The following is a 21,298-nucleotide window of genomic DNA, read 5'->3' on the forward strand; positions in this document are numbered from 1 at the left end:
GTAGGAAGTTACGCGGTGGCCGTCCCGGACGGCGCGGGCGCGTATCCGGGAACCGAGTAGGTCGCCGCGCCGGTGGCGGCCGGGACGGGCGAAATCGCGTACCCGACTACGGATGTGCGCGCGGGGATCACCGCCATAGCGTGGCCTCACGCGCCGCGGCAGGCGGCCGAACGCTCGAGGAGGTCTCCGGTGCTCAACCACAATCAGGGTCGACGGGACGGGGCACCAACCGCGGTCGTGATCGACCTTTTCGACAAGAAGCGCGATCGGCTGATCAAGAAGTACGGCACGTCGCACCCCTCGCTCCACGCGCAGGAGGAGCGGGACACCCTGGCGACGGTGACGCCGATCAGGGCCGGTCGGCGGCGGCGCGGCTCGCGCGGCGCGTGAGATGCCGCGCGGGGTGGGGCGCTACGTCGACTCGGACAGCCGCTGCTTGAGCGCCGCGAACTCATCCCTGACGCCGGTGGGCAGCTTCTCGCCGACGAACTCGAACCACTCCTCGATCAACGGCAGTTCCTCGCGCCACTCGCTCGCGTCGACCTCCAGGGCCTCGGCGACGTCGCCGCTGGCGACATCCAGGCCCTCGAGGTCCAGGTCCTCGACCGCGGGCACCGTGCCGATCGGTGTGGTCCGGCCGCCGGCCCGGTGCTCGATGCGGTCGACGATCCACTTCAGCACCCGGCTGTTCTCGCCGAAGCCCGGCCACAGGAAGCGACCGTCGTCGCCGCGGCGGAACCAGTTGACGAAGAACACCTTCGGCAGCTTGGACTCATCGGAGTTCTTGCCCAGGTCGATCCAGTGCTGGAAGTAGTCGCCGACGTTGTAGCCCAGGAACGGCAGCATGGCCATCGGGTCGCGGCGAACCGTGCCGACCTTGCCCTCGGCGGCGGCGGTCTGCTCGGAACCCAGTGTGGCGCCGATGAACACGCCGTGCTGCCAGTCGCGCGCCTGCGTCACCAGCGGCACCGTGGTCTTGCGGCGACCGCCGAACAGGATCCCGGAGATCGGCACGCCCTGCGGGTCGTCCCACTCCGGCGCCAGGATGGGGCACTGCGACATCGGCGTGCAGTACCGCGAATTCGGGTGCGCCGCAGGGGTTTCCGTCTTACCGGCGTACCAGTCGTTGCCCTTCCAGTCGACGAGGTGCTGGGGCTCGCCCTCCAGGCCCTCCCACCACACGTCGTTGTCGTCGGTGAGCGCGACGTTGGTGAACACCGTGTTGCCGGCGGCGATGGTGCGCATGGCGTTGGGGTTGGACTTCCAGTTGGTGCCCGGCGCGACCCCGAAGAAGCCGAACTCCGGGTTGACCGCGTACAGCCGGCCGTCCTTGCCGAACCGCATCCAGGCGATGTCGTCACCCAGCGTCTCGGCGCGCCAACCCGGGATGGTCGGCTGCAGCATCGCCAGGTTGGTCTTGCCGCACGCCGACGGGAACGCCGCCGCGAAGTAGTAGGCCTTGTTCTCCGGGGAGATCAGCTTGAGAATCAGCATGTGCTCGGCGAGCCAGCCCTCGTCGTGGGCCATCGCCGAGGCGATCCGCAGCGAGTAGCACTTCTTGCCCAGCAGCGCGTTGCCGCCGTAGCCGGAGCCGTAGCTCATGATCTCCCGGGTCTCCGGGAAGTGGGTGATGTACTTGGTGTCGCTGCACGGCCAGGCCACGTCCTTTTGACCCGGCTCCAGTGGAGCCCCGACGGAGTGCAGCGCCTTGACGAAGAACCCGTCGTCGCCGATCTTCTCCAGGGCGGCCTTGCCCATCCGGGTCATGGTGCGCATCGACACGACGACGTATTCGGAGTCGGTGATCTCCACGCCCAGCTTGGGGTCGTCGGCGCCCAGCGGGCCCATGCAGAACGGCACCACCCACATGGTGCGGCCGCGCATGCAGCCGCGGTACAGGTCGGTCAGGGTGGACCGCATCTCGGCGGGGTCCATCCAGTTGTTGGTCGGCCCGGCGTCGATCTCGCGCTCGGAGCAGATGAAGGTCCGCGACTCCACCCGCGCCACGTCGGACGGGTCGGACAACGCCAGGTAGGAGTTGGGGTGCTTCTCCTCGTTCAGCTTCGTGAACGTGCCCGCCTCGACCAGCTGGGCGGCGAGCCTGTTGAACTCCTCGTCGGAGCCGTCGGCGAAGACCACCCGGTCCGGCTGGGTCAGCTCGGCGACCTCCTCCACCCACGCCAGCAGGCCCGGGTGATTTGTCGGAGCGGTGTCCAGACCGGGAATGGTCGCTGAAGTCATCGAACTCTCCTGAATTCTTTTGCCTTTTTACCGGCGTCTCTCGCTTGCGTATGCGTTCGCCCACACAACTGTTGACATGGTGGCGTTAGCTACAGGTTATCGTGATCGACTTGTCGGGGAAGTCTCGGGCGGGTATAAGCCTTCTCACAACAACGATTCAGAAACCTCGCCGCGCGTCAGGCAGGAGCGCCGTCCGCGCCCGGTTCTCCCAGCTCAGCGCGCACGGCGTCCAGCGCGGCCCGGACCGTGGGCATCTCCCGGTCGCGCACGGCCGCGGCCCGCGCCGCGGCGATCGCGTGCTCGCGCAGTTCGCTGTCGATGGTGCTGACCTGATCGGCCACCTGCGCGTTCTCCGCCTCGTCGCGGGCGATCAGCGCCGTGCTCAGCACCGATTCGGCGACCAACACGCGGGTGGCGACCAACTCCTCGACCACCGACCGCAGCGACGACGTCACGTCGCCCGCCCAGCGGTCCAGCAACGCCCGGTCGCGCAGCAGTCCGCGGATGTGGATCACCAGGAACGTGACCGCGAGCCCGATCGCCGCGCACCCCACGGCCCCGGCGATCGCCAGCCCGGGACCCAGCCGGGAGGCCAGCCCGCCGACCAGGCGACCGAGCGTCAGCGCCACACCCAACCCGAACCCGGCGCCCAGCAGCATCATCAGCCAGGCTTCCTGGCGCCGCGATTTCAGGGGCGGCGGCGGCATCTCGACGGTCGGCAGCTCGTCCTCGGCGTTGTGGAGGGCCGGCACGCCCAGCTCCTGGGCGACGTCCGCGAGCTGGGTGGTGGTTCCCTCGCTGACGTCGGCGACCACCTCGTCGACCCGGCCGCGCGTGTGCGCCTCGAAGCCGGCCATGTTCCGCCGGGACAGATTCGCCGCGTCCTCTTGCAGCTCGGTGCGCACCGACGAGCACCGGTTGCGCGCGAAGTGGGACAACTGGACCCGGGCCTGCTGGATCTGGCCGCGCAGCGTGATGGTGCGTTCGGTTTTCGCCTGGCGCCGCTGCCGCAGGGCCGCGCTGCGCTCCTCACGCAACGCGTCGACCCGGGCCCGCCGGCCGGCGCCCTCGGCGTCGCGGTCGAACCGCTGCGCGACCGTGCGGAGCCGGGATTCCCACGCGCGCAACCTGTTCAGTCGCGGGATATCGCGATCGGCGAGTCGCGCCGCGACGGCCCCCACCAGGTCGTCGACGATGGGCTCGCCGAGGTCGGGCAGGGCGGCCGCACCGACCCAGGGCACCTGGGCGTAGCGGGGCGCGTGCGCGGCCAGGATGTCGCGGTCGGCGGCCACCACGTCGCGCCAGTTGCGGTGGACGTCGATCTTGGACACCACGCCGATGACCACGTCGGTGTGTTCGGCCGCGGCATCCAGGAGCGCGCAGTCGGACCCGGTCAGCTGGGCGGCCGCGGAGACGACGAACACCACCGCGGTGGGTGCGTCGCCGGGTCCCAGGTCCGTCGACTCGACGAACTTGTGCTGCGGCAGCCGTTCGCGCAGCGCCGCGACCACCGCGGTGACGCCGGCCATCCACGGGCCGGCCACCAACACCACGTCGCGGCGGTGGACGGCGGGCGAATCCAGCCGCGGCCCGATGGTCGCCACCAGCGCGTCCACCCGGGCGGCCGGGTCGTCGCCGGCGTCGCGGCTCACCGGGACACCCCCGGCGCCGACGCGCGGGCCCGCGACCACAGCCGCAGCGATCCCCGGGCGATGTCCGCCCCGCAGGCGCGGTGCAGGTCGCTCACCGGCCCCACCCTTTCACGGCTGTAGCGCTGCCAGCGCACCGCGCGGGGCAGGTGCGCGTCCGGACCGTCGCCGTCCAGGCCGGCGGGGTCCAGCCCGGCCGCCTCGGCCAGGTCGACGGCGGCCGCCATGCGGGCGACCACGGTGTCGTCGCGGGACAGGAACCCGCCGATCGTCCCGGCGATCTCGTCGTGGCAGACGGCCAGGGCCTCCAATTCCGCGACGGCCGCAAGCACCCGCCGGTAGCGCACCTCCGCGCCGGCGACGCAGACCCTGGCCAGGACGGCGTCGACGCCGCTCGTGCGGCGCAGCAGGGCCCGGACCTGTGCGGGCGTCCCGCCCCGCCGGACCGCGGCGATGCCGAGCGCGGTGCCGAACAGGTCCAGGGTGTCCAGCAGGCGCAGCCGCGACTCGGTCGGCACGGGGATGTCCGCCGCCAGGAACCCGGCATAGGAACCGTCGAGGCAGGTGGCGCCGCCCGGATCGTCGGCCAGCGCCCGCAGCGCCGCCCACAGCGCGCCGTCCAGGTCGTCCAGCGCGGCGACCGCGAGCAACCCGATCATCGGCTCCATGGGGACGCCGACGAGCGCGGAGAACTCGGCGCAGCGTTGGCGTGCCGCCGCGATCGGCCCGTCGCCGGCCCGGCCCGAAAGGGAGCCGGCCAGGTCGGCTTTGTTCAGCACCGCCACCACCGGGCGCCCGGCGGCGATCGCCGCGCCGTCCTCGGGTTTGACCACCTCGGCGGTGACGTAGGCGACGACGTCGGCGGCGTCCGTCGTGATCGAGATCCCCGACGCGATCCCGGCGCGGCCCAGCGCCCGCGCCACCGTGCCGCGCCCCACGCCCGGGCGGCCGCGGACGGCCACCCGCAGCGGCGCGGCGGCCCGTTCGGCGATCGCCGTCACGCGCGGGTCGCCGCGGCCGGCAGCAAAGCGCGCCAGCTCGTCGGCGAAGGTTCGGTGCCCTTGTCCCGTCATGTCCTACCCGTTCGATCCGATCGTCCCGATCGACCTGTCCGCGTTGCCGCCACCGGATGAGGGGCCGTCGCCGAGGCTATCGCCGTTTGCCGGACGGACGACCGGGTCTCATCGAATGGTGGCACCTACGTCACCGAGATGCGAGCCACCGTTTATCTGTTACCAGTCGAAGGCAACTGTTGGGTATCAATCTGGATCAGGGGCGGCTACATCGGGGGTTCATGGGCCACCATGGACGAATGCACGCGCAACCCGGGCTCGGGACGTGTCCCGATGCACCGGTGGGGCGGGAGGCTGGCCTGGAGACTGGAGAACGCATGGCCCCGGCGCGCGAGGCCCCCGATTCGGACCGTCCCGAAGAGCACTACCTCCCGGCCACGAGTTTCCGCTCGCGGCGTTCCGCTCTTTCCGGCGCCCAGCGCCAGACCTGGGAGCGGCTGTGGCCGCGACTGGGCCTGTCCGAAATACCCCGCCGCCTGGAGCCGCTGGACACCCACGCCTGGTTCGGCCGCCGGGCGCCGCTGGTGCTCGAGATCGGCTGCGGCAACGGCGCGTCCACGCTGGCGATGGCCGAGGACGAGCCCGGCATCGACGTGATCGCGGTGGAGATCTACCGGCGCGGCCTGGCCCAGCTGCTGTCCGCAATCGACCGCGAGCAGGTCGGCAACATCCGGTTGATCCGCGGGAACGCGATCGACGTGCTGGAGCACCTGATCGCGCCGGGCTCGCTGACCGGGGTTCGCCTCTTCTTTCCCGACCCGTGGCCGAAGGCCCGCCACCACAAACGCCGGTTCCTGCAACCGCGCACGATTGGCCTGATCGCCGACCGGTTACTCCCTGGTGGTGTCCTGCACGCTGCGACCGACCACCCCGGCTACGCCGAGCACATCGCCGAGGTCGGCATGGGCGAACCGCGGCTGCGTCGCGTCGATGCGGGCAGCCGACTGCCGATCTCGGTGGTCCGCCCCACGACCAAATACGAAACGAAGGCCCAAGAAGCGGGCAGCGCCGTGACCGAATTCGTCTGGAGAAGGCAATGACCACGCTGGCCGAAGAGACCACAGCGGAACCGGAACCCCTCGACTCGCCGTCGGTGCTGTCCGCCGAGGGGCTGAGCAGCTTTCAGGCGCCGGGCGGGCGCGTCTTGCTGGTGTGGGACGCCCCCAACCTCGACATGGGGCTGGGCTCCATCCTGGGTCGTCGCCCCACGGCCCTGGAACGCCCGCGCTTCGACGCGCTCGGTCGCTGGCTGCTGGTCCACACGGCGGAGGTCAGCGCCGGCCGCCCGGGGGCGGTGATCGAGCCCGAGGCCACCGTTTTCACCAATATCGCGCCCGGCACCGCCGAGGTGGTTCGACCCTGGGTGGACGCGCTGCGCAACGTGGGGTTCGCGGTCTTCGCCAAGCCGAAGATCGACGAGGACAGCGACGTCGACCGCGACATGCTCGCCCACATCGAGTGGCGCCGTCAGGAGGGGCTCGCCGCCCTGGTGGTGGCCTCGGCCGACGGCCAGGCGTTCCGTCAACCGCTCGAAGAGATCGCCCGCACCGGGGTCGGCGTTCACGTGATCGGATTTCGTGAACACGCGAGTTGGGCGCTAGCGTCGGATACCTTGGACTTCGTCGACCTGGAGGACATCGCGGGCGTTTTCCGGGAACCGTTGCCGCGAATCGGCCTGGATTCGCTGCCCGACCGGGGGGCGTGGCTGCAGCCGTTCCGGCCGCTGTCCGCCCTGTTGACCGCGCGTGTGTGACACTGGCTTGAAAAACCGAAAAACGCTGCGCGGGTCGTTACTGATCCAGTAAGGAGCTTACGTGTTCGCCTGGTGGGGTCGAACTGTGTACCGATACCGGTACATCGTGATCGGGGTCATGGTGGCTCTGTGCCTCGCGGGCGGCGCGTTCGGGCTGAGCCTGGGAAAGCACGTCACGCAGAGCGGTTTCTACGACGACGGCAGTCAGTCGGTGAAGGCATCGGTGCTGGGCGACAAGGTCTACGGCAGGGACCGCAGCGGCCACATCGTCGCGATCTTCAAGGCTCCGGACGGGAAGACCGTCAACGACCCGGCGTGGGCCAAACGGATCACCGACGAGCTCAACCAGTTCCAGCAAAGCCACCCCGACCAGGTCATGGGATGGGCCGGCTACCTCCGCGCGCCCGACACGACCAGCCCGATCGTGCAGGGCATGGCCACCCAGGACAAGAAGTACACGTTCGTTTCCATCCCGCTCAAGGGTGACGACGACGACACCATCCTCAACAACTTCAAGGCCATCGAACCGGACCTGCAGAAGCTCGACGGCGGCACGGTTCAGCTCGCCGGCCTCGAGCCGGTGGCCAACGCGCTGGCCGGCACCATCGCCACCGACCAGCAGCGGATGGAAGTGCTGGCGCTGCCGTTGGTGGCGGTGGTGTTGTTCCTGGTATTCGGCGGCGTGGTCGCCGCCGTCCTGCCGGTGATGGTGGGCGGGCTGAGCATCGCCGGCTCCCTGGGCATCCTGCGGTTCGTCACGCTCTTCGGGCCGGTGAGCTTTTTCGCCCAGCCGGTGGTCTCGCTGGTCGGATTGGGCCTGGCGATCGACTACGGGCTTTTCGTGGTGAGCCGGTTCCGCGAGGAGATCGCGGAGGGCTACGACACCGAGGTGGCGGTGCGGCGCACGGTGATGACGGCCGGCCGCACGGTGACGTTCTCGGCCGTGATCATCGTCGCGTCGGGCGCCTGTCTGCTGCTGTTGCCGCAGGGCTTCGTGCATTCGCTGACCTACGCCCTGATCGCGGCGGTGACGCTCGCTGCCCTGCTGTCGATCACGCTGCTGCCCGCGTGCCTGGGAATCCTGGGCAAAAACGTCGACGCGCTCGGCGTCCGGACCCTGTTCCGGGTGCCTTTCCTGCGCAACTGGAAGGTGTCGCGCTCCTACCTCAACTGGCTCGCCGATCGGCTACAGAAGACCAAGACCCGCGAGGAGGTCGAGGCCGGGTTCTGGGGCAAGCTGGTCAACTTCGTCATGAAGCGGCCGCTGACGTTCGCCATCCCGATCGTCATCGGGATGATCCTGCTGGTAATCCCGTTGGGCAACCTGTCATTCGGCGCGATGAGCGAGAAATACCTGCCGCCCGACAACTCGGTGCGCCAGGCGCAGGAGCACTTCGACAGCCTCTTCCCCGGCTACCGCACCGACCCGCTGACGCTGGTGATCCAATCGACCAACCATCAGCCGGTCACCGACGCGCAGGTCGCGGACGTGCGCAGCAAAGCGATGACGATCGGCGGCTTCAGCGAGCAGGACAACAAGCCGGCGAACATGTGGCAGGAGCGCAGCTACGCGCCGGGCGCCTCGAAGGATCCCTCGGTGCGGGTGCTGCAGAACGGACTCGTCAACCCGAACGACGCGGCGAAGAAGATCGGTGAGCTGCGCAGCATCACGCCGCCCAAGGGGATCGACATATTGGTCGGTGGTACGCCGACCCTGATTCAGGATTCGATTCACAGCCTGGTCGCCAAGGCTCCGTCGATGGTGGTCCTGCTGATCACCGCGACCATGCTGTTGATGTTCCTGGCGTTCGGGTCGTTCGTGTTGCCGATCAAGGCGGCGGTGATGAGCGTCCTGACGCTGGGGTCCACCATGGGCATCCTGACGTGGATCTTCGTCGACGGGCACTTCGCGACGTGGCTGAACTTCACCCCGACACCGCTGATGGTGGTGATCATCGCGCTGGTCGTGGCCGTCGGATATGGGTTGGCGACCGACTACGAGGTGTTCCTGGTGTCCCGGATGGTCGAGGCACGCGAGCGCGGCATGTCGACCGCGGAGGCCATCCGCATCGGCACGGCGACGACCGGCCGCCTCATCACCGCGGCCGCCCTGGTCCTTGCCGTGGTCGCCGGTTCGTTCGTGTTCTCCGACCTGGTGATGATGAAGTATCTGGCCTTCGGCCTGATGGCGGCGCTGCTGCTGGACGCGACCGTGGTGCGGATGTTCCTGGTGCCGTCGGTGATGAAGCTGCTCGGCGACGACTGCTGGTGGGCCCCGCGCTGGGCCAGGCGCCTGCAGAACCGGATCGGCCTGGGCGAGATCGACCTCCCCGACGAGCGCAAGCGCCCCGCCCTCAATGGGCGGCCCACCCGGCCTCCCGTCGCGGCGGCCAGCCTGGTCGCGGCGCCGCCGCGACCGCCGCACGACCCCACGCATCCCGGCGCGCTGGAGCCGCCGCGCCCGGCGCGCCCGAGCCCCGCCGCCCCGCCCGAGGCCAGGCAGCCGAGGCCACCGACGCAGGCCAAAACGGCGCGCCTCTCCGTCCCCGGCAACGCGGCCCCCGGCAACCAGGTCGCACCCGGCCGCGAGCGACCGGCCGACGTGCGCGGCCCCGCCAACCCCACCCCGCCGGCCATGACCCGGCCCCCGGCACCGTCGACGCCGTCCGGCGGTCAAACCCGCGCCATGCCGATCCCGACCAACCGTTCCGGTGTCGAGGGCAAGAGCGACCAGGTCGATCCCACCGCCGCGCTGCCGGTCATGCGGGCCGACGCCGACGACACCGAGGCGGCCACGGAACAGCTCAACGCCCGCGGGCAGGGCGGCCACGGCGACAACGGCGACAGGCGCCGCCGCGGCGGCGGAGGCCTCAGCGCCCAGGACCTGTTGCGCCGCGAAGGACGGCTATAGGCCCCGCGACTCAGCCGGGCTCGTCCGGTTTCGCCTGAACGATCGCCCCGACGTCGTCGGCCTCCCCGGCCTGCTCCTCGGCTTCGGCGGACGGATCCCGGGCGAGCAGCACCTGGATCGCGTTGTTGAGGAACGCGACCGTCGGCACGGCCAGCAGGGCGCCGACGATCCCGGCGAGCACGCCGCCGGTGGCGATGGCCAGCACCACCGCGAGCGGGTGGATGGAGACCGCCCGACCCATCACGAGCGGCTGCAGCAGATGGGCCTCCAGCTGGTTGACCGCGATGAGCAAACCCAACGTGATCAGCGCGTAGACGAAGCCCTTCGCGAGCAGGGCCACCACCACGGCCAGCAGGCCGGAGATCAGCGCACCGATCAGCGGGATGAAGGCGCCGAGAAACACCAGCGACGCTAGCGGCAGCGCCAGCGGGATGCCCATGATCGCCAGCCCCGTGCCGACGCCCGCCGCGTCGGTCAGGGCCACCAGGAACGTCGCCCGCACGTACCCGATGAGCGACCCGTATCCGGCATGGCCCGCCTCGCGCACCCTCTCCCGGACGTCGGCGGGGACGAGCTTGGTGACGTATTGCCAGATGTTGCGGCCGCCGTAGAGGAAGAAGATCAGCGTGAACAGCACCAGCACCGCGGCCGTGACCAGCTCGGTGATGGTGGCCGCGGTGGCCAGCGCGCCGCTGGTCAGCTTGGCTTGGTTGTTGCGCAGCGCCTGGATGGCGGCGTTGCCCGCGTTGTCGATCTGTTCCCCGCGCAAATGCGCCGGCCCCTCGATCAGCCACCTGCGGGTGGAATCGATGCTGCGGGTCACCTGCTCGGTCAGGTCGGGCAAGCCGTAGACGAACTGGATGATGACGAACGCCAGGATGCCGCCCACGATGGCAAACCCGCCCAGCAGGACCAGCGTCACCGCGGCGCCGCGCGGCAGGCCCTTTTTGTCCAGCCAGTCAACCGCCGGCACCAGCAAAGCGCTGATCATCAAGGCCAGCAACACCGGTACGACGATGACCTCGAGCTTTTTCACGACCCACAGCAGGGCCGTCGCCGCGGCGACGATGACGAGCAAACGCCACGCCCAGGCCGCGGCCTTGCGGACAAGGGGTTCGACCGACGCGTCGTCGAGGTTTGCTGACATTCGGCCAGCCTATCTGGCGCCGGCCCGCCCCGAGGGTCGCCCGAAGGCCCGGCTCGGGTTTCCCGGGCCCCTGTCGCCGGCACGATCCGGTTACGACGACGACACGGTCGGTGCTGCGTCTCGATAGCCGCGCCACCTGCGCGGTTACCCTAAAGCACGTGTCGCACGACGCGCCCGCCCACAAACTCCACCCGCGCGTGGGGGGACTCCCCCACACGCCGCGGGGCAAGTACTGGTGGGTGCGATGGGTGGTCCTCGGCATCGTCGCGGTCGTGCTTGCCGTCGAGATCGCACTCGGCTGGGACCAGCTGGCCAAGGCCTGGATGAGTTTGTATGAGGCCAACTGGTGGTGGCTGCTCGCGTCGGTGCTGGCCGCCGCCGCGTCGATGCACAGCTTCGCCCAGATCCAACGCACCCTGCTCAGATCCGCCGGTGTGCACGTCAAGCAATTGCGGTCCGAGGCCGCGTTCTACGCCGCCAACTCGCTGAGCACGACGCTGCCCGGCGGGCCGGTGCTGTCGGCGACGTTCCTGTTCCGTCAGCAGCGGCTCTGGGGCGCCTCGACGGTGGTGGCGTCGTGGCAGTTGGTGATGTCGGGCGTGCTGCAGGCGGTGGGGCTGGCGCTGCTCGGCCTGGGGGGCGCCTTCTTCCTGGGCGCGAAGAACAACCCGTTCTCGCTGCTGTTCACGCTCGGCGGCTTCGTCGCGCTGCTGCTCCTGGCCCAGGCGGTGGCGTCGCGGCCGGAGCTGATCGACGGCATCGGCACGCGAGTTTTGGCGTGGGTCAACTCGATTCGCGGCAAACCGGCCGACACCGGTCTGGACAAGTGGCGCGAGACGCTCATGCAGCTCGAATCGGTGAGCCTGGGCCGCCGCGACCTGGGGGTGGCGTTCGGTTGGTCGATGTTCAACTGGATCGCGGACGTGGCCTGCCTCGGCTTCGCCGCGTACGCCGCCGGCGACCACGCGTCCGTCGCCGGGTTGACGGTGGCGTATGCGGCCGCTCGCGCGGTCGGCACGATACCGCTGATGCCGGGCGGGTTGTTGGTGGTCGAGGCGGTGCTCGTGCCCGGGCTGATATCCAGCGGGATGTCGTTGCCGAGCGCGATCTCGGCCATGCTGCTCTACCGGCTGATCAGCTGGTTGCTGATCGCCGCCGTCGGCTGGGTGGTGTTCTTCTTCGTGTTCCGCACCGAGAACACCGCCGACTCGGACGACGACCCGATCACCGGTCCGCTGCCGCTGCTGCCGCATCAGAGCGGCCCCTCCGACGACCCGGCCGACGACGCCCTGCAGGGTCCGCTACCGCCGCCCGAGCCGAACCCGTAGGCGGGGTTTGGTGCCGTCGGCCGGGTTGGACGCTTGTCGGCCGGTTGGGTGCTCGAGTGTGAACCCAGGGCTTTGGGTGTGAGCCCAGGGCGGGATTCCGGCGGACCAGTTTCGCGCCCACGCCTCACAATCGAAGCCCACGCCTCACAATCAAAAGCCCAGGCTTCACAATCGACGGCCGACCCAAAGCGGCGGGGTCTTAGCGGCGGCGTTTGACGTAGCGTCGGGGCCAGAGCGCAGCCGCCCGGGGACGCGGGCGGCGCTAAGACGCCGTCGGCGCCAAACGGAGTTCAGCCCGCGTTGTTCGGCTTCGGCGCACCGCCCACCGTCACGCCGGGCAGCAGCGCGCCCGCGGCCGGCAGCGCGCCCGCGGCCGGCGGAATGCCCGCGGGCGGGACCGGACCCGCCGCGAGCGGGGCGCCCGCCGCGCCCTGGGCCTGCTGCATAAGGCCCATCGCCTGGGGGATCGTGATCGGCAGCTTGCACTGCATCGACATGTTGGTCAGCGGCTGCGCGATCGACGTCATGTCACCGGCAACCTTGGGGTTGGCCTCGAAGTAGGACTTCAGCCCCGTCAACGACTGCGGCCCCGCCTGCTGCTGCAGCATCGTGGTCATCGTCTGGTTGGTCTCGGGATGCGAGTCCAGGTAGTCGCCCATCGACTTGGACACCGACCCGATCGTCCTCGCGACCTCGCTGGCCGCGCACGGGTCGTTGGAACCTGTCGCCGGCGGCCCCGCCAACACAGCGACAGCGGCGGCGGGCACCGCGGCGGCGATCAGCCCCGCGATGAGTCTGCGGCGCCTGGTCACGCTGCCTGTCGTCATGGATCACTCCTTAAAGTTCGCAAGGCGCACCCCGCACCTGGCAAACGGACGCAAGAGATGGCCCGACGGCGGGGTCCCCCGTGCCCGCGCGGCCATCCGACATCCTGCCATCACCGACCTGGTCGGCGCCAAGCCGCCGCCGCCCCTTGTGACCGAAATCCCGGTTGATCACCGGTTCACAACGACTTGGCAGCGTCTTGGCAACATCGGCGTCTTTGCAGCTCAGGATGCCGATAGCCGACATAATCCACAGGCTGCTGCGGTATCCTCGCCTGCACGCATCGCGCGAGAAACCGGGGAGTGAAGAAATCCAGCAGTTCATGATGCGCCTCAGCCGCAGCCTGCGTAAGCACCGCTGGTTGGTCTTCACAGGCTGGTTGCTGGCATTGGTGCCGGCGGTCTACCTGGCGATGACGCAGTCCGGAAACCTCACCGGCGGTGGTTTCGAGGTGGCCGGCTCCCAGTCGCTGGCGGTGCACGACCAACTCGAGGATTTGTACCACGACCAGGGCGCGTCCGCGCTGGCGCTGGTGGCGGCGCCCCGGCCGGACGCCAGCTACCAGGACATCAACGACGCGGTCGCGTTCCTGAGGCGGGTCGCCGGCGAGTTCCCCGGCGTAACCGAGGCGCCCAACCCCGCCCAGCGGCCGCCGCAGCCCGACCGGCCGTATGTGCTGTCGCTGCGGCTCGACGCCCGCAACGCCAACACCAGCGACGTTGCCAAGCAGCTGCGCCACAAGGTTGGCATCAAGGGCGATCAGTCCGGCCAGACCGCCAACGGCCGGGTGCGGCTGTACGTCATCGGGCAGGGCGCGCTCAGCGCCGCCGCGGCGGCAAACACCAAGCGCGACATCGCCGCCGCCGAACGCTGGAACCTGCCCATCATCCTGATCGTCTTGCTGGCGGTGTTCGGCTCGCTGGCCGCCGCGGCGATCCCGCTCGCCCTCGGCGTCTGCACGGTCGTGGTCACCATGGGCCTCGTCTACCTGCTGTCGGCGTACACGACCATGTCGGTGTTCGTGACGTCGACGGTGTCGATGTTCGGGATCGCGCTCGCCGTTGACTATTCGCTGTTCATCCTGATGCGTTTCCGCGAGGAGCTGCGCAGCGGCCGCCAGCCGAACGAAGCCGTGGACGCCGCGATGGCCACGTCCGGCCTCGCGGTCGTGCTGTCGGGGATGACCGTCGTCGCGTCCCTCACCGGGATCTACCTCATCAACACCCCCGCGCTGAAGTCGATGGCCACCGGGGCGATCCTGGCCGTCGCGGTGGCGATGCTGACGTCGGCGACCCTGACGCCGGCGGTGTTGGCGACGTTCGGCCGGGCGGCCGCCAAAAGGTCGGCGCTGCTGCACTGGTCGCGCCGGCCGGAGAGCACCCAGTCCCGGTTCTGGAACCGCTGGATCGGATGGGTGATGCGCCGGCCATGGATATCGGCGGTCGCGGCGTCGCTGGTGCTGCTCGTCATGGCGGTACCGGTGGCGTCGATGGTGTTGGGCAACAGCCTGCTTCGCCAGTTCGACTCGTCGCACGAGATCCGCGCCGGGGTGGGCGCGGCGGCCGAGGCGCTCGGGCCCGGCGCGCTGGGCCCCATTCGGGTGCTGATCACCTTTCCCGACGGCGGCGCGGCCGCACCCGAGCACGGCCAGATGATCGCCGCCATCCGTCAGCGGATGACGCAGGCGCCCAACATCGTCTCGGTGTCGCCGCCCCAATTCGCCGAGGACAACGGCAGCGCCCTGCTGTCCGCGGTGTTATCGGTCGATCCCGAGGACATGCGCGCCCGGGACGCCGTGAGCTGGATGCGCGCGCAGCTACCCCGGATTCCCGACGCCGGAACGGCGCGCGTCGACGTCGGCGGCCCGACCGCGCTGATCAAGGACTTCGATGACCGGGTGTCGCAGACCGAGCCGCTGGTGCTGCTCTTCGTCGCGCTGATCGCTTTCGTGATGCTGTTGATCTCCATCCACTCGGTGTTCCTGGCGTTCAAGGGCGTGCTGATGACGTTGCTGTCGGTCGCCGCCGCCTACGGCAGCCTGGTGATGGTTTTCCAGTGGGGATGGCTGCGGGACCTCGGTTTCGCGCAGATCAGCTCGATCGACAGCACCGTTCCCCCGCTGGTGCTGGCGATGACCTTCGGGTTGTCGATGGACTACGAGATCTTCCTGCTCACCCGCATCCGGGAACGCTTCCTGCACTCCGGGAACACCCGCGACGCGGTCGCCTACGGCGTCAGCACCAGCGCCCGCACGATCACCAGCGCCGCGCTGATCATGATCGCGGTGTTCATCGGCTTCGCGTTCGCCGGCATGCCGCTGGTCGCCGAGATCGGCGTGGCGTGCGCCGTCGCGATCGCGGTGGACGCCACGGTGGTGCGGCTGGTCCTGGTTCCCGCGTTGATGGCGATGTTCGCCCAGTGGAACTGGTGGCTGCCCGGCTGGCTGCGCCGCGTGCTGCCGTCGGTCGACTTCGACCGGCCGCTGCCCGAGGTCGACCTCGGCGACGTCGTGGTCATCCCCGACGACATCTCGGCGCTGACGGCGCCCAGCGCCGACCTGCGGATGGTGCTCAAGTCGGCCGCGAAGCTCAAGGACCTGGCGCCCGACGCCATTTGCGTGGCCGACCCGCTCGCCTTCACCGGTTGCGGGCGCAACGGCGGGGAGGATCGGGGCCAGGGCCCCGGACAGATCCCGCACCAGGTCGACATCGGCGACGACACCGCGGGGACCCCGGCGGGCCCCGTCGGCGACAAGGCCGGCACCAACGGCCACCCGGGCGCAAAGAAGCTGGTCGGCGGGCTGGCGTCGCGCAACGGCATCGCCCGCGCGATCGCCGGCTCGGACCGGCCGGTGCATCCGGTCACGTTGTGGCGGGGGCGGCTCTCGGTCGCCATCGACGCCCTCGAGGCCGGCTTGGAGGCCGACACCGCGACGGCGGGGGCCGCCGACGGTCCGAGGTACGAGCGGCGCAGCCCGGTGGAGACCACCCACGTGCAGCTGCCCACCGGCGACCGGCTGCTCGTCCCGACCGGTGCCGAAGCGCTGCGACTCAAGGGCTACCTGATCATGTGCCGTAACAGCAGCCGCGATTATGCCGACTTTGCTGACATGGTCGAGACGGTGGAACCCGAGACCGCCGCCGTGGTGCTGTCCGGGATGGATAGGTATTACTGTTGTCAAACGCCGAAGCGGGAGTGGATCGCCACCCAGTTGGTCCGCCGGCTCGCGGACCCGCATCCTTGCGATTTCGGCGACGATCGGTGGTCGGAACCCGACGCCAAGGCGGGCTGGGACGAGGTCAGGCAGCGCTGCCTGTCGGTTGCCGTGGCGATGCTGGAGGAGGCGAGGTGACGTTGGCATCCGACCGGCGCCCCGCACCGCCGCCCGAGCGGCCCGCGGATGAACAGCGCGGGCCTTCCGGACCCCTTCCGGACCCCGACCAGGCGGTGGAGTTCTGGCCGACGTCGGCCATCCGTTCGGCGCTGCAGGGCGGGGACATCGCCACCTGGAAGCGCATCGCCGCCGCACTCAAACGCGACCCCTACGGGCGGACCGCCCGCCAGGTCGAGGAGGTCCTGGACGGCACCCGGCCCTACGGCATCTCCAAGGCCCTGTGGGAGGTGCTGGAGCGCGCCCGCAGCCACCTGCAGGCCAACGAACGCGCCGAGGTGGCCCGCCACGTGCGACTGCTGATCGACCGGTCCGGCCTGGGCCAACACGAATTCGCGTCCCGCATCGGGGTGGCGTCCGAGGAGCTGGCCGCGTACCTCGACGGCGCCACCAGCCCGTCGGCCGCGCTGATGATCCGGATGCGCCGCCTGTCGGATCGATTCGTCAAGGTGAAGTCGGCGCGCCCGGCCGATTCCAACTGACTCTCGTCAGCGCGAGTTGATCGGCGCCACGTCGGACACCAGCCAGCTGCCGTCGCGCTTGGTCAGCGTCACCCGCAGCGCGGGCGCCGCCTGAGCCGCGGGCTGGCCGGGCGTGTCCTGAGTGACCCGCAGGATCACCGCCACACTGGCCGCCGACGGCCCGAGGGCCTCGACGCCGGCCGCCAGCGTGGCCGCGTGGGCCGTGACGTTGTGCTGGGCCAGGTCGACGCTGGACTTTTTGTACTGCTCCTTGAACGCGCCCGCCTGCTCCGGCGCCATCATGGCGCCGGCCCGATCGATCGAGCTCGTCGGGTCGCCCGGGGTGAACGACGCCATCGCCTCGGCCATGCCCGTGGCGACCCGAACCACCTCGCGGGAGTCCTTTCTGAAGTCGCGGTCCGGCGTCGTCCAGTGCGTGAACCCCGTCCACACCGAGGCCGCCAGCGCGGCCGCGCACAGGAAGACCACGGCCAGCCGCAGCCCCGGCGCGTCGTCGTCGGTGCCGACGCTCACCGAATCGCGGCGCAGCAGCCAGAAATTGACGCCCACGCCCTCGACGATCAGCAGCACCAGCACCGAGCAGGCCGACACCCACCACAGCGGCCAGCCGAGCACCACCCCGATCGCCAGCAGCGCGGCGATCGCGGCCAGCGGGGCCACGACGTCGAAGGCCAGCAGCCGCCACCTGTTTCTCATCGGATCGATTCCAGCCTGGAGACCATCAACTTGCCGTCCACGTCGGACACGTCGAGCCGCAGGTTCCAGTGCACCGTTTGCGGCTTGGCGCCGGCGTTCTCGCTGACCGACGTCGCGACCAGCATCACCGAGTCCGTTCGGGTGGCGAACGCCGGCGACGTGGTGGCGGGCCTCGCGACGCCGGGCTGGGCGTCCGGGTCGTGGTGCACCGTTTCGATGGCCACCGCCTCGATCCGGCCGGCGCTCTGCGACTGCAGCTTCTGCACCACCTGCCGGTAAGGCTGCATGGCCGCGTCGAAGTCGGTGTTGAGCTCTCCCACCGTGCCGTCGTGCAGCCGCTGCAGGCTGGCGTCGATGTTGCCGCTGTTCATGTTGATCAACACGCCCGTCCACTCGGCGGCGGTCTGCATGACGCGGGTCAGGTACGTGCGTTCGCCCGCCTCGTCGCGGTGCGCCGACCAGATGAGCACGCCGAGCACGACCGCGGTTACCGACAGCACGCCGAGAACGGTCGACGCGATGCCGTAACCGGAGAAGATCGGGCCGGTCGCTGGCTCGTCTTCGGTCGCTGGCTCGGTCTGCTCCCCGTCGGACATGGCCAGATCGTTGCACCCAAAAGAAGATGGAAGGATGGCGGGGTGACGTATGCGGCCATTCGCTCGGGAATCGACCTGAGCCATGTCGATCCCGATGCCCGGCCCCAGGACGACCTCTTCGGCCATGTCAACGGCCGCTGGCTGGCCGAATACGAGATACCCGCGGACCGGGCCACCGACGGCGCCTTCCGCCACCTGTTCGACCGGGCCGAGGAACAGGTGCGCGACCTGATCATCGAGGCGAGCCGGGGCGGCGCGGCCGCGGGCACCGACGAACAACGCATCGGCAACCTCTACGCCGGCTTCCTCGACGAGGAAACCGTCGAGCGCCGCGGCCTGCGGCCCCTGCTCGACGAGATGGCGACGATCGACAACGCCGCCGACGCCGCGGGCCTGGCCGCCGCGATGGGCGCGCTGCAGCGCACCGGGGTCGGCGGCGGCGTCGCGATGTACGTGGACACCGACGCCAAGGATTCGGCCCGTTATCTGGTGCACTTCACCCAGTCGGGCATCGGATTGCCCGACGAGTCGTATTTCCGCGAGGAGCGGCACGCCGAGGTGCTGGCGGCCTATCCCGGACACATCGCGCGGATGTTCGGTTTGGTCTTCGGTGGCGACCCGGCGGACCACGCCGAGACCGCGGCGCGCATCGTGGCGCTGGAGACGAAACTCGCTGCCGCGCACTGGGATGTGGTCAAGCGCCGCGACGCCGACCTCAGCTACAACCTGCGCACCTTCGTGGAGCTGCAGGCCGACGCGGTGGGCTTCGACTGGGCCGGCTGGGCGACGGCCGTGGGCGGCACCGCGGACCAGCTCGCGGAAGTGGTTGTGCGCCAACCCGATTACCTCGCCGCGTTCGCGGAGCTATGGGGCGGCGGGGATTTCGAGGACTGGAAGCGCTGGGCGCGTTGGCGTTTGATCCGCGCCCGCGCCGCCTGGTTGACCGACGACCTGGTGGCCGCCGACTTCGATTTCTATGGCCGCCTGCTGACCGGCGCCGAGCAGATCCGGGAGCGCTGGAAGCGGGCGGTGTCCTTGGTGGAGAGCCTGATGGGCGACGCCGTCGGAAAGCTGTATGTGCAAAGGCATTTCCCGCCGGACGCCAAGACCCGGATGGACGCGCTGGTGGACAACCTGCAGGCGGCGTACCGGCTGTCCATCGGCGAGTTGGACTGGATGACGCCGCAGACCCGCGAGCGCGCGCTGACCAAGCTGGGCAAGTTCACCGCCAAGGTCGGCTACCCGACGAAGTGGCGCGACTACTCGACGCTGGTGATCGACCGCGACGACCTGTACGGCAACTACCAGCGCGGGTACGCGGTCAACCACGACCGCGAGCTGGCCAAGCTCGGCGGGCCCGTGGACCGCGACGAATGGTTCATGACGCCGCAGACCGTCAACGCCTACTACAACCCGGGGATGAACGAAATCGTCTTCCCCGCGGCGATTTTGCAGCCACCGTTCTTCGACGCCGAGGCCGACGACGCCGCCAACTACGGCGGGATCGGGGCGGTGATCGGGCACGAGATCGGGCACGGCTTCGACGACCAGGGCGCCAAGTACGACGGCGACGGCAACCTGGTCGACTGGTGGACCGACGACGACCGCACCGAGTTCGGCGCCCGCACAAAGGCTCTCATCGAACAGTACGACGGCTTCGTGCCGCGTGGGCTGGGCGACGGGCACCACGTCAACGGCGCGTTCACCGTCGGGGAGAACATCGGCGACCTGGGCGGGTTGTCGATCGCGCTGCTGGCCTACCAGCTGTCGCTTGGCGGTCAGCCCGCCCCCGTGATCGACGGCCTGTCCGGCGTGCAGCGCGTGTTCTACGGCTGGGCTCAGGTGTGGCGAACCAAATCACGTGAGGCAGAAGCGATCCGGCGGTTGGCGGTGGACCCGCATTCGCCGCCGGAGTTCCGGTGCAACGGAGTCGTGCGTAACCTGGACGATTTCTACGATGCCTTCGACGTGGCCGAGGGCGACGCGCTGTACCTGGAGCCGCAACGCAGGGTCCGCATCTGGAACTAGGGTCGCGCCCCCTGGCGAGCAGACACAGAATCGCACGAATCCGCTTGGCGGCGTGCGATTCTGCGTCTGCTCGCCAGGGGCAGGGGCAGGCTAGGTCTGCCAGTCGTTGGAACCGTCGTTCTTCTTGTAGTCGCCGCCGCTGGAGTTCTTCACGATGATCGGATCCCCGGCGCCGAAGTTGTCGAAGAACCACTTCGCATTGCTGGGGCTGATGTTGATGCAGCCGTGGCTGACGTCGCGCTTACCCTGATCGTCCACCGACCACGGGGCGCTGTGCACGAAGTCGCCGACGTTGTCGAACCGGACGGCCAGGTCGACGGTCACCTTGTAGCCGTATGTCGAGTTGACCGGGACCCCGTAGGTGGACGAATCCATCACCACCGAGGGCATCTTCTCTTGCACGTAATAGGTGCCGTTGGGGGTTTGGTGATTGCCGGCCGACATGCCCATCGACATCGGGATGGTCTTCTCCACGGTGCCGTTGCGCGTGACGGTCAGCTGGTGGGTCGCGTCGTCCGCCGTGGCGATCAGGGTGTCCCCGGTCTGGAAGCTGGACACCGTGCCGCCGGCGTCAACCGTCACGGCGGTGTGCGCGGGCCAGAAGCTCAACGGCCGCCAGCGCAGCTGGGTCGGGGTCATCCAATAGAACTTGCCCGGCACCGGCGGGACCGACGAGACGTGCACGGCGTCGATGGCCGCGCCGGCGTCATCGACGCGCCCCGGGAAGTTGATGATGATCGGCTGACCCACCCCCACCGTCGAGCCGCTCTTCGGGACGAACGACGGCGGCCCGAAGGGCGGCGTGCCCGTGAACGGCGTCGGGTTCTGCCCGGCGGCGGGGCCCGCGAACACCGGTTGCGCCCCGGGGAAAGCGAACGGCGGTGGCGCCAGCGGGTTGGCCGGGGGCGGAGGCGCGGCCAACGGGTCGGGCGGCGGCGGCCCCGGCGCGACGACCCCGGGGTCGCCGGGGGCCGGGTCGGGGTCGGCCAGCGCTGCACCGGCGCTCACCACCAGCACGAACCCCAACATCGACGCCGATCCGACTGCCTTCAGGGCCGCGCGGAGGCCCTTCCCGGTCGAGGCCCTCGTCCAGCCCGACATACGCATCCCCTCCAGTCGCTTTCTGCAAATAGTGTGGCACAACGCGCGCCCTAGCTACCTCCTCCGCCGACGGCGAC

The 21,298-nt window shown here is 69.9% G+C and carries 17 protein-coding genes; 8 read left to right on the top strand and 9 right to left on the bottom strand.

What is annotated here, in order from left to right; genetic code table 11:
* Positions 1-8 precede the first annotated feature (8 nt).
* Complete coding sequence (locus G6N25_RS24135) at positions 9-137, bottom strand: hypothetical protein (protein ID WP_264055807.1); 129 nt, start codon at positions 135-137, stop codon at positions 9-11.
* Between the two features lie 52 nt (positions 138-189).
* Here G6N25_RS24135 and G6N25_RS08335 point away from each other — a divergent pair, with 52 nt between their 5' ends.
* Positions 190-390: a hypothetical protein gene (locus G6N25_RS08335; protein WP_142272833.1), complete on the top strand. Its 201-nt coding sequence runs from the start codon at positions 190-192 to the stop codon at positions 388-390.
* Positions 391-411: 21 nt separating this feature from the next.
* Here G6N25_RS08335 and G6N25_RS08340 read toward each other — a convergent pair whose 3' ends face one another.
* From G6N25_RS08340 to G6N25_RS08350, 3 genes are all read right to left on the bottom strand, one after another.
* Complete coding sequence (locus tag G6N25_RS08340) at positions 412-2,241, bottom strand: phosphoenolpyruvate carboxykinase (GTP) (protein ID WP_083076572.1); 1,830 nt, start codon at positions 2,239-2,241, stop codon at positions 412-414.
* A 176-nt stretch (positions 2,242-2,417) separates the two neighbouring features.
* Positions 2,418-3,893, bottom strand: a complete 1,476-nt coding sequence (locus G6N25_RS08345) for a hypothetical protein (protein WP_083076593.1) — start codon at positions 3,891-3,893, stop codon at positions 2,418-2,420.
* Positions 3,890-4,963: a hypothetical protein gene (locus tag G6N25_RS08350; protein WP_083076575.1), complete on the bottom strand. Its 1,074-nt coding sequence runs from the start codon at positions 4,961-4,963 to the stop codon at positions 3,890-3,892. Before G6N25_RS08350 ends, G6N25_RS08345 begins: the two co-directional genes overlap by 4 nt.
* A gap of 239 nt (positions 4,964-5,202) precedes the next feature.
* On the opposite strand from G6N25_RS08350, the gene trmB reads away from it, so the two are divergent.
* The 3 genes from trmB to G6N25_RS08365 all read left to right on the top strand — a co-directional run bounded on the left by trmB (position 5,203) and on the right by G6N25_RS08365 (position 9,627).
* Entirely contained in the window at positions 5,203-6,003 is an 801-nt protein-coding gene (gene trmB / locus G6N25_RS08355) for a tRNA (guanosine(46)-N7)-methyltransferase TrmB (protein WP_083076579.1), read from the top strand.
* Positions 6,000-6,716, top strand: a complete 717-nt coding sequence (locus tag G6N25_RS08360; protein WP_083076583.1) for an NYN domain-containing protein — start codon at positions 6,000-6,002, stop codon at positions 6,714-6,716. The genes trmB and G6N25_RS08360 overlap by 4 nt, the downstream gene beginning before the upstream one ends.
* 61 nt (positions 6,717-6,777) lie before the next feature.
* Positions 6,778-9,627, top strand: a complete 2,850-nt coding sequence (locus tag G6N25_RS08365; protein ID WP_163672407.1) for an MMPL family transporter — start codon at positions 6,778-6,780, stop codon at positions 9,625-9,627.
* 10 nt (positions 9,628-9,637) lie between these two features.
* On the opposite strand, the gene G6N25_RS08370 is transcribed toward G6N25_RS08365, so the two are convergent.
* Positions 9,638-10,774 carry an AI-2E family transporter gene (locus G6N25_RS08370; RefSeq protein WP_083075847.1) on the bottom strand — a complete coding sequence of 379 codons (1,137 nt, stop codon included), beginning with the start codon at positions 10,772-10,774 and terminating at the stop codon, positions 9,638-9,640.
* Between the two features lie 158 nt (positions 10,775-10,932).
* Between G6N25_RS08370 and G6N25_RS08375 the strand changes: the two genes are divergently transcribed.
* Positions 10,933-12,102 (top strand): lysylphosphatidylglycerol synthase transmembrane domain-containing protein, encoded by a 1,170-nt coding sequence (locus G6N25_RS08375; RefSeq protein WP_083075845.1) that lies wholly within the window; start codon positions 10,933-10,935, stop codon positions 12,100-12,102.
* Positions 12,103-12,392: 290 nt separating this feature from the next.
* Here the strand turns inward: G6N25_RS08375 and G6N25_RS08380 are convergent, their stop codons facing one another.
* Positions 12,393-12,929: a hemophore gene (locus G6N25_RS08380; RefSeq protein WP_083075844.1), complete on the bottom strand. Its 537-nt coding sequence runs from the start codon at positions 12,927-12,929 to the stop codon at positions 12,393-12,395.
* Positions 12,930-13,249: 320 nt separating this feature from the next.
* Between G6N25_RS08380 and G6N25_RS08385 the strand changes: the two genes are divergently transcribed.
* A complete protein-coding gene (locus G6N25_RS08385; RefSeq protein WP_083075855.1) occupies positions 13,250-16,279 on the top strand; it encodes an MMPL family transporter in 3,030 nt (1,009 codons plus the stop codon).
* Complete coding sequence (locus tag G6N25_RS08390) at positions 16,276-16,800, top strand: transcriptional regulator (protein WP_083075842.1); 525 nt, start codon at positions 16,276-16,278, stop codon at positions 16,798-16,800. Before G6N25_RS08385 ends, G6N25_RS08390 begins: the two co-directional genes overlap by 4 nt.
* A 6-nt stretch (positions 16,801-16,806) precedes the next feature.
* Here G6N25_RS08390 and G6N25_RS08395 read toward each other — a convergent pair whose 3' ends face one another.
* On the bottom strand, positions 16,807-17,496 hold the full coding sequence (locus tag G6N25_RS08395; RefSeq protein ID WP_083075841.1) for a hypothetical protein: 690 nt from the start codon (positions 17,494-17,496) through the stop codon (positions 16,807-16,809).
* Positions 17,493-18,092 carry a hypothetical protein gene (locus G6N25_RS08400; RefSeq protein WP_083075839.1) on the bottom strand — a complete coding sequence of 200 codons (600 nt, stop codon included), beginning with the start codon at positions 18,090-18,092 and terminating at the stop codon, positions 17,493-17,495. The genes G6N25_RS08395 and G6N25_RS08400 overlap by 4 nt, the downstream gene beginning before the upstream one ends.
* A 42-nt stretch (positions 18,093-18,134) precedes the next feature.
* Here G6N25_RS08400 and G6N25_RS08405 point away from each other — a divergent pair, with 42 nt between their 5' ends.
* On the top strand, positions 18,135-20,120 hold the full coding sequence (locus G6N25_RS08405; protein WP_083075838.1) for a M13 family metallopeptidase: 1,986 nt from the start codon (positions 18,135-18,137) through the stop codon (positions 20,118-20,120).
* Positions 20,121-20,210: 90 nt separating this feature from the next.
* Here the strand turns inward: G6N25_RS08405 and G6N25_RS08410 are convergent, their stop codons facing one another.
* Positions 20,211-21,221: a L,D-transpeptidase gene (locus tag G6N25_RS08410; protein WP_083075836.1), complete on the bottom strand. Its 1,011-nt coding sequence runs from the start codon at positions 21,219-21,221 to the stop codon at positions 20,211-20,213.
* Positions 21,222-21,298 lie beyond the last annotated feature (77 nt).

The organism is Mycobacterium heidelbergense (assembly GCF_010730745.1).
GTDB lineage: Bacteria > Actinomycetota > Actinomycetes > Mycobacteriales > Mycobacteriaceae > Mycobacterium > Mycobacterium heidelbergense.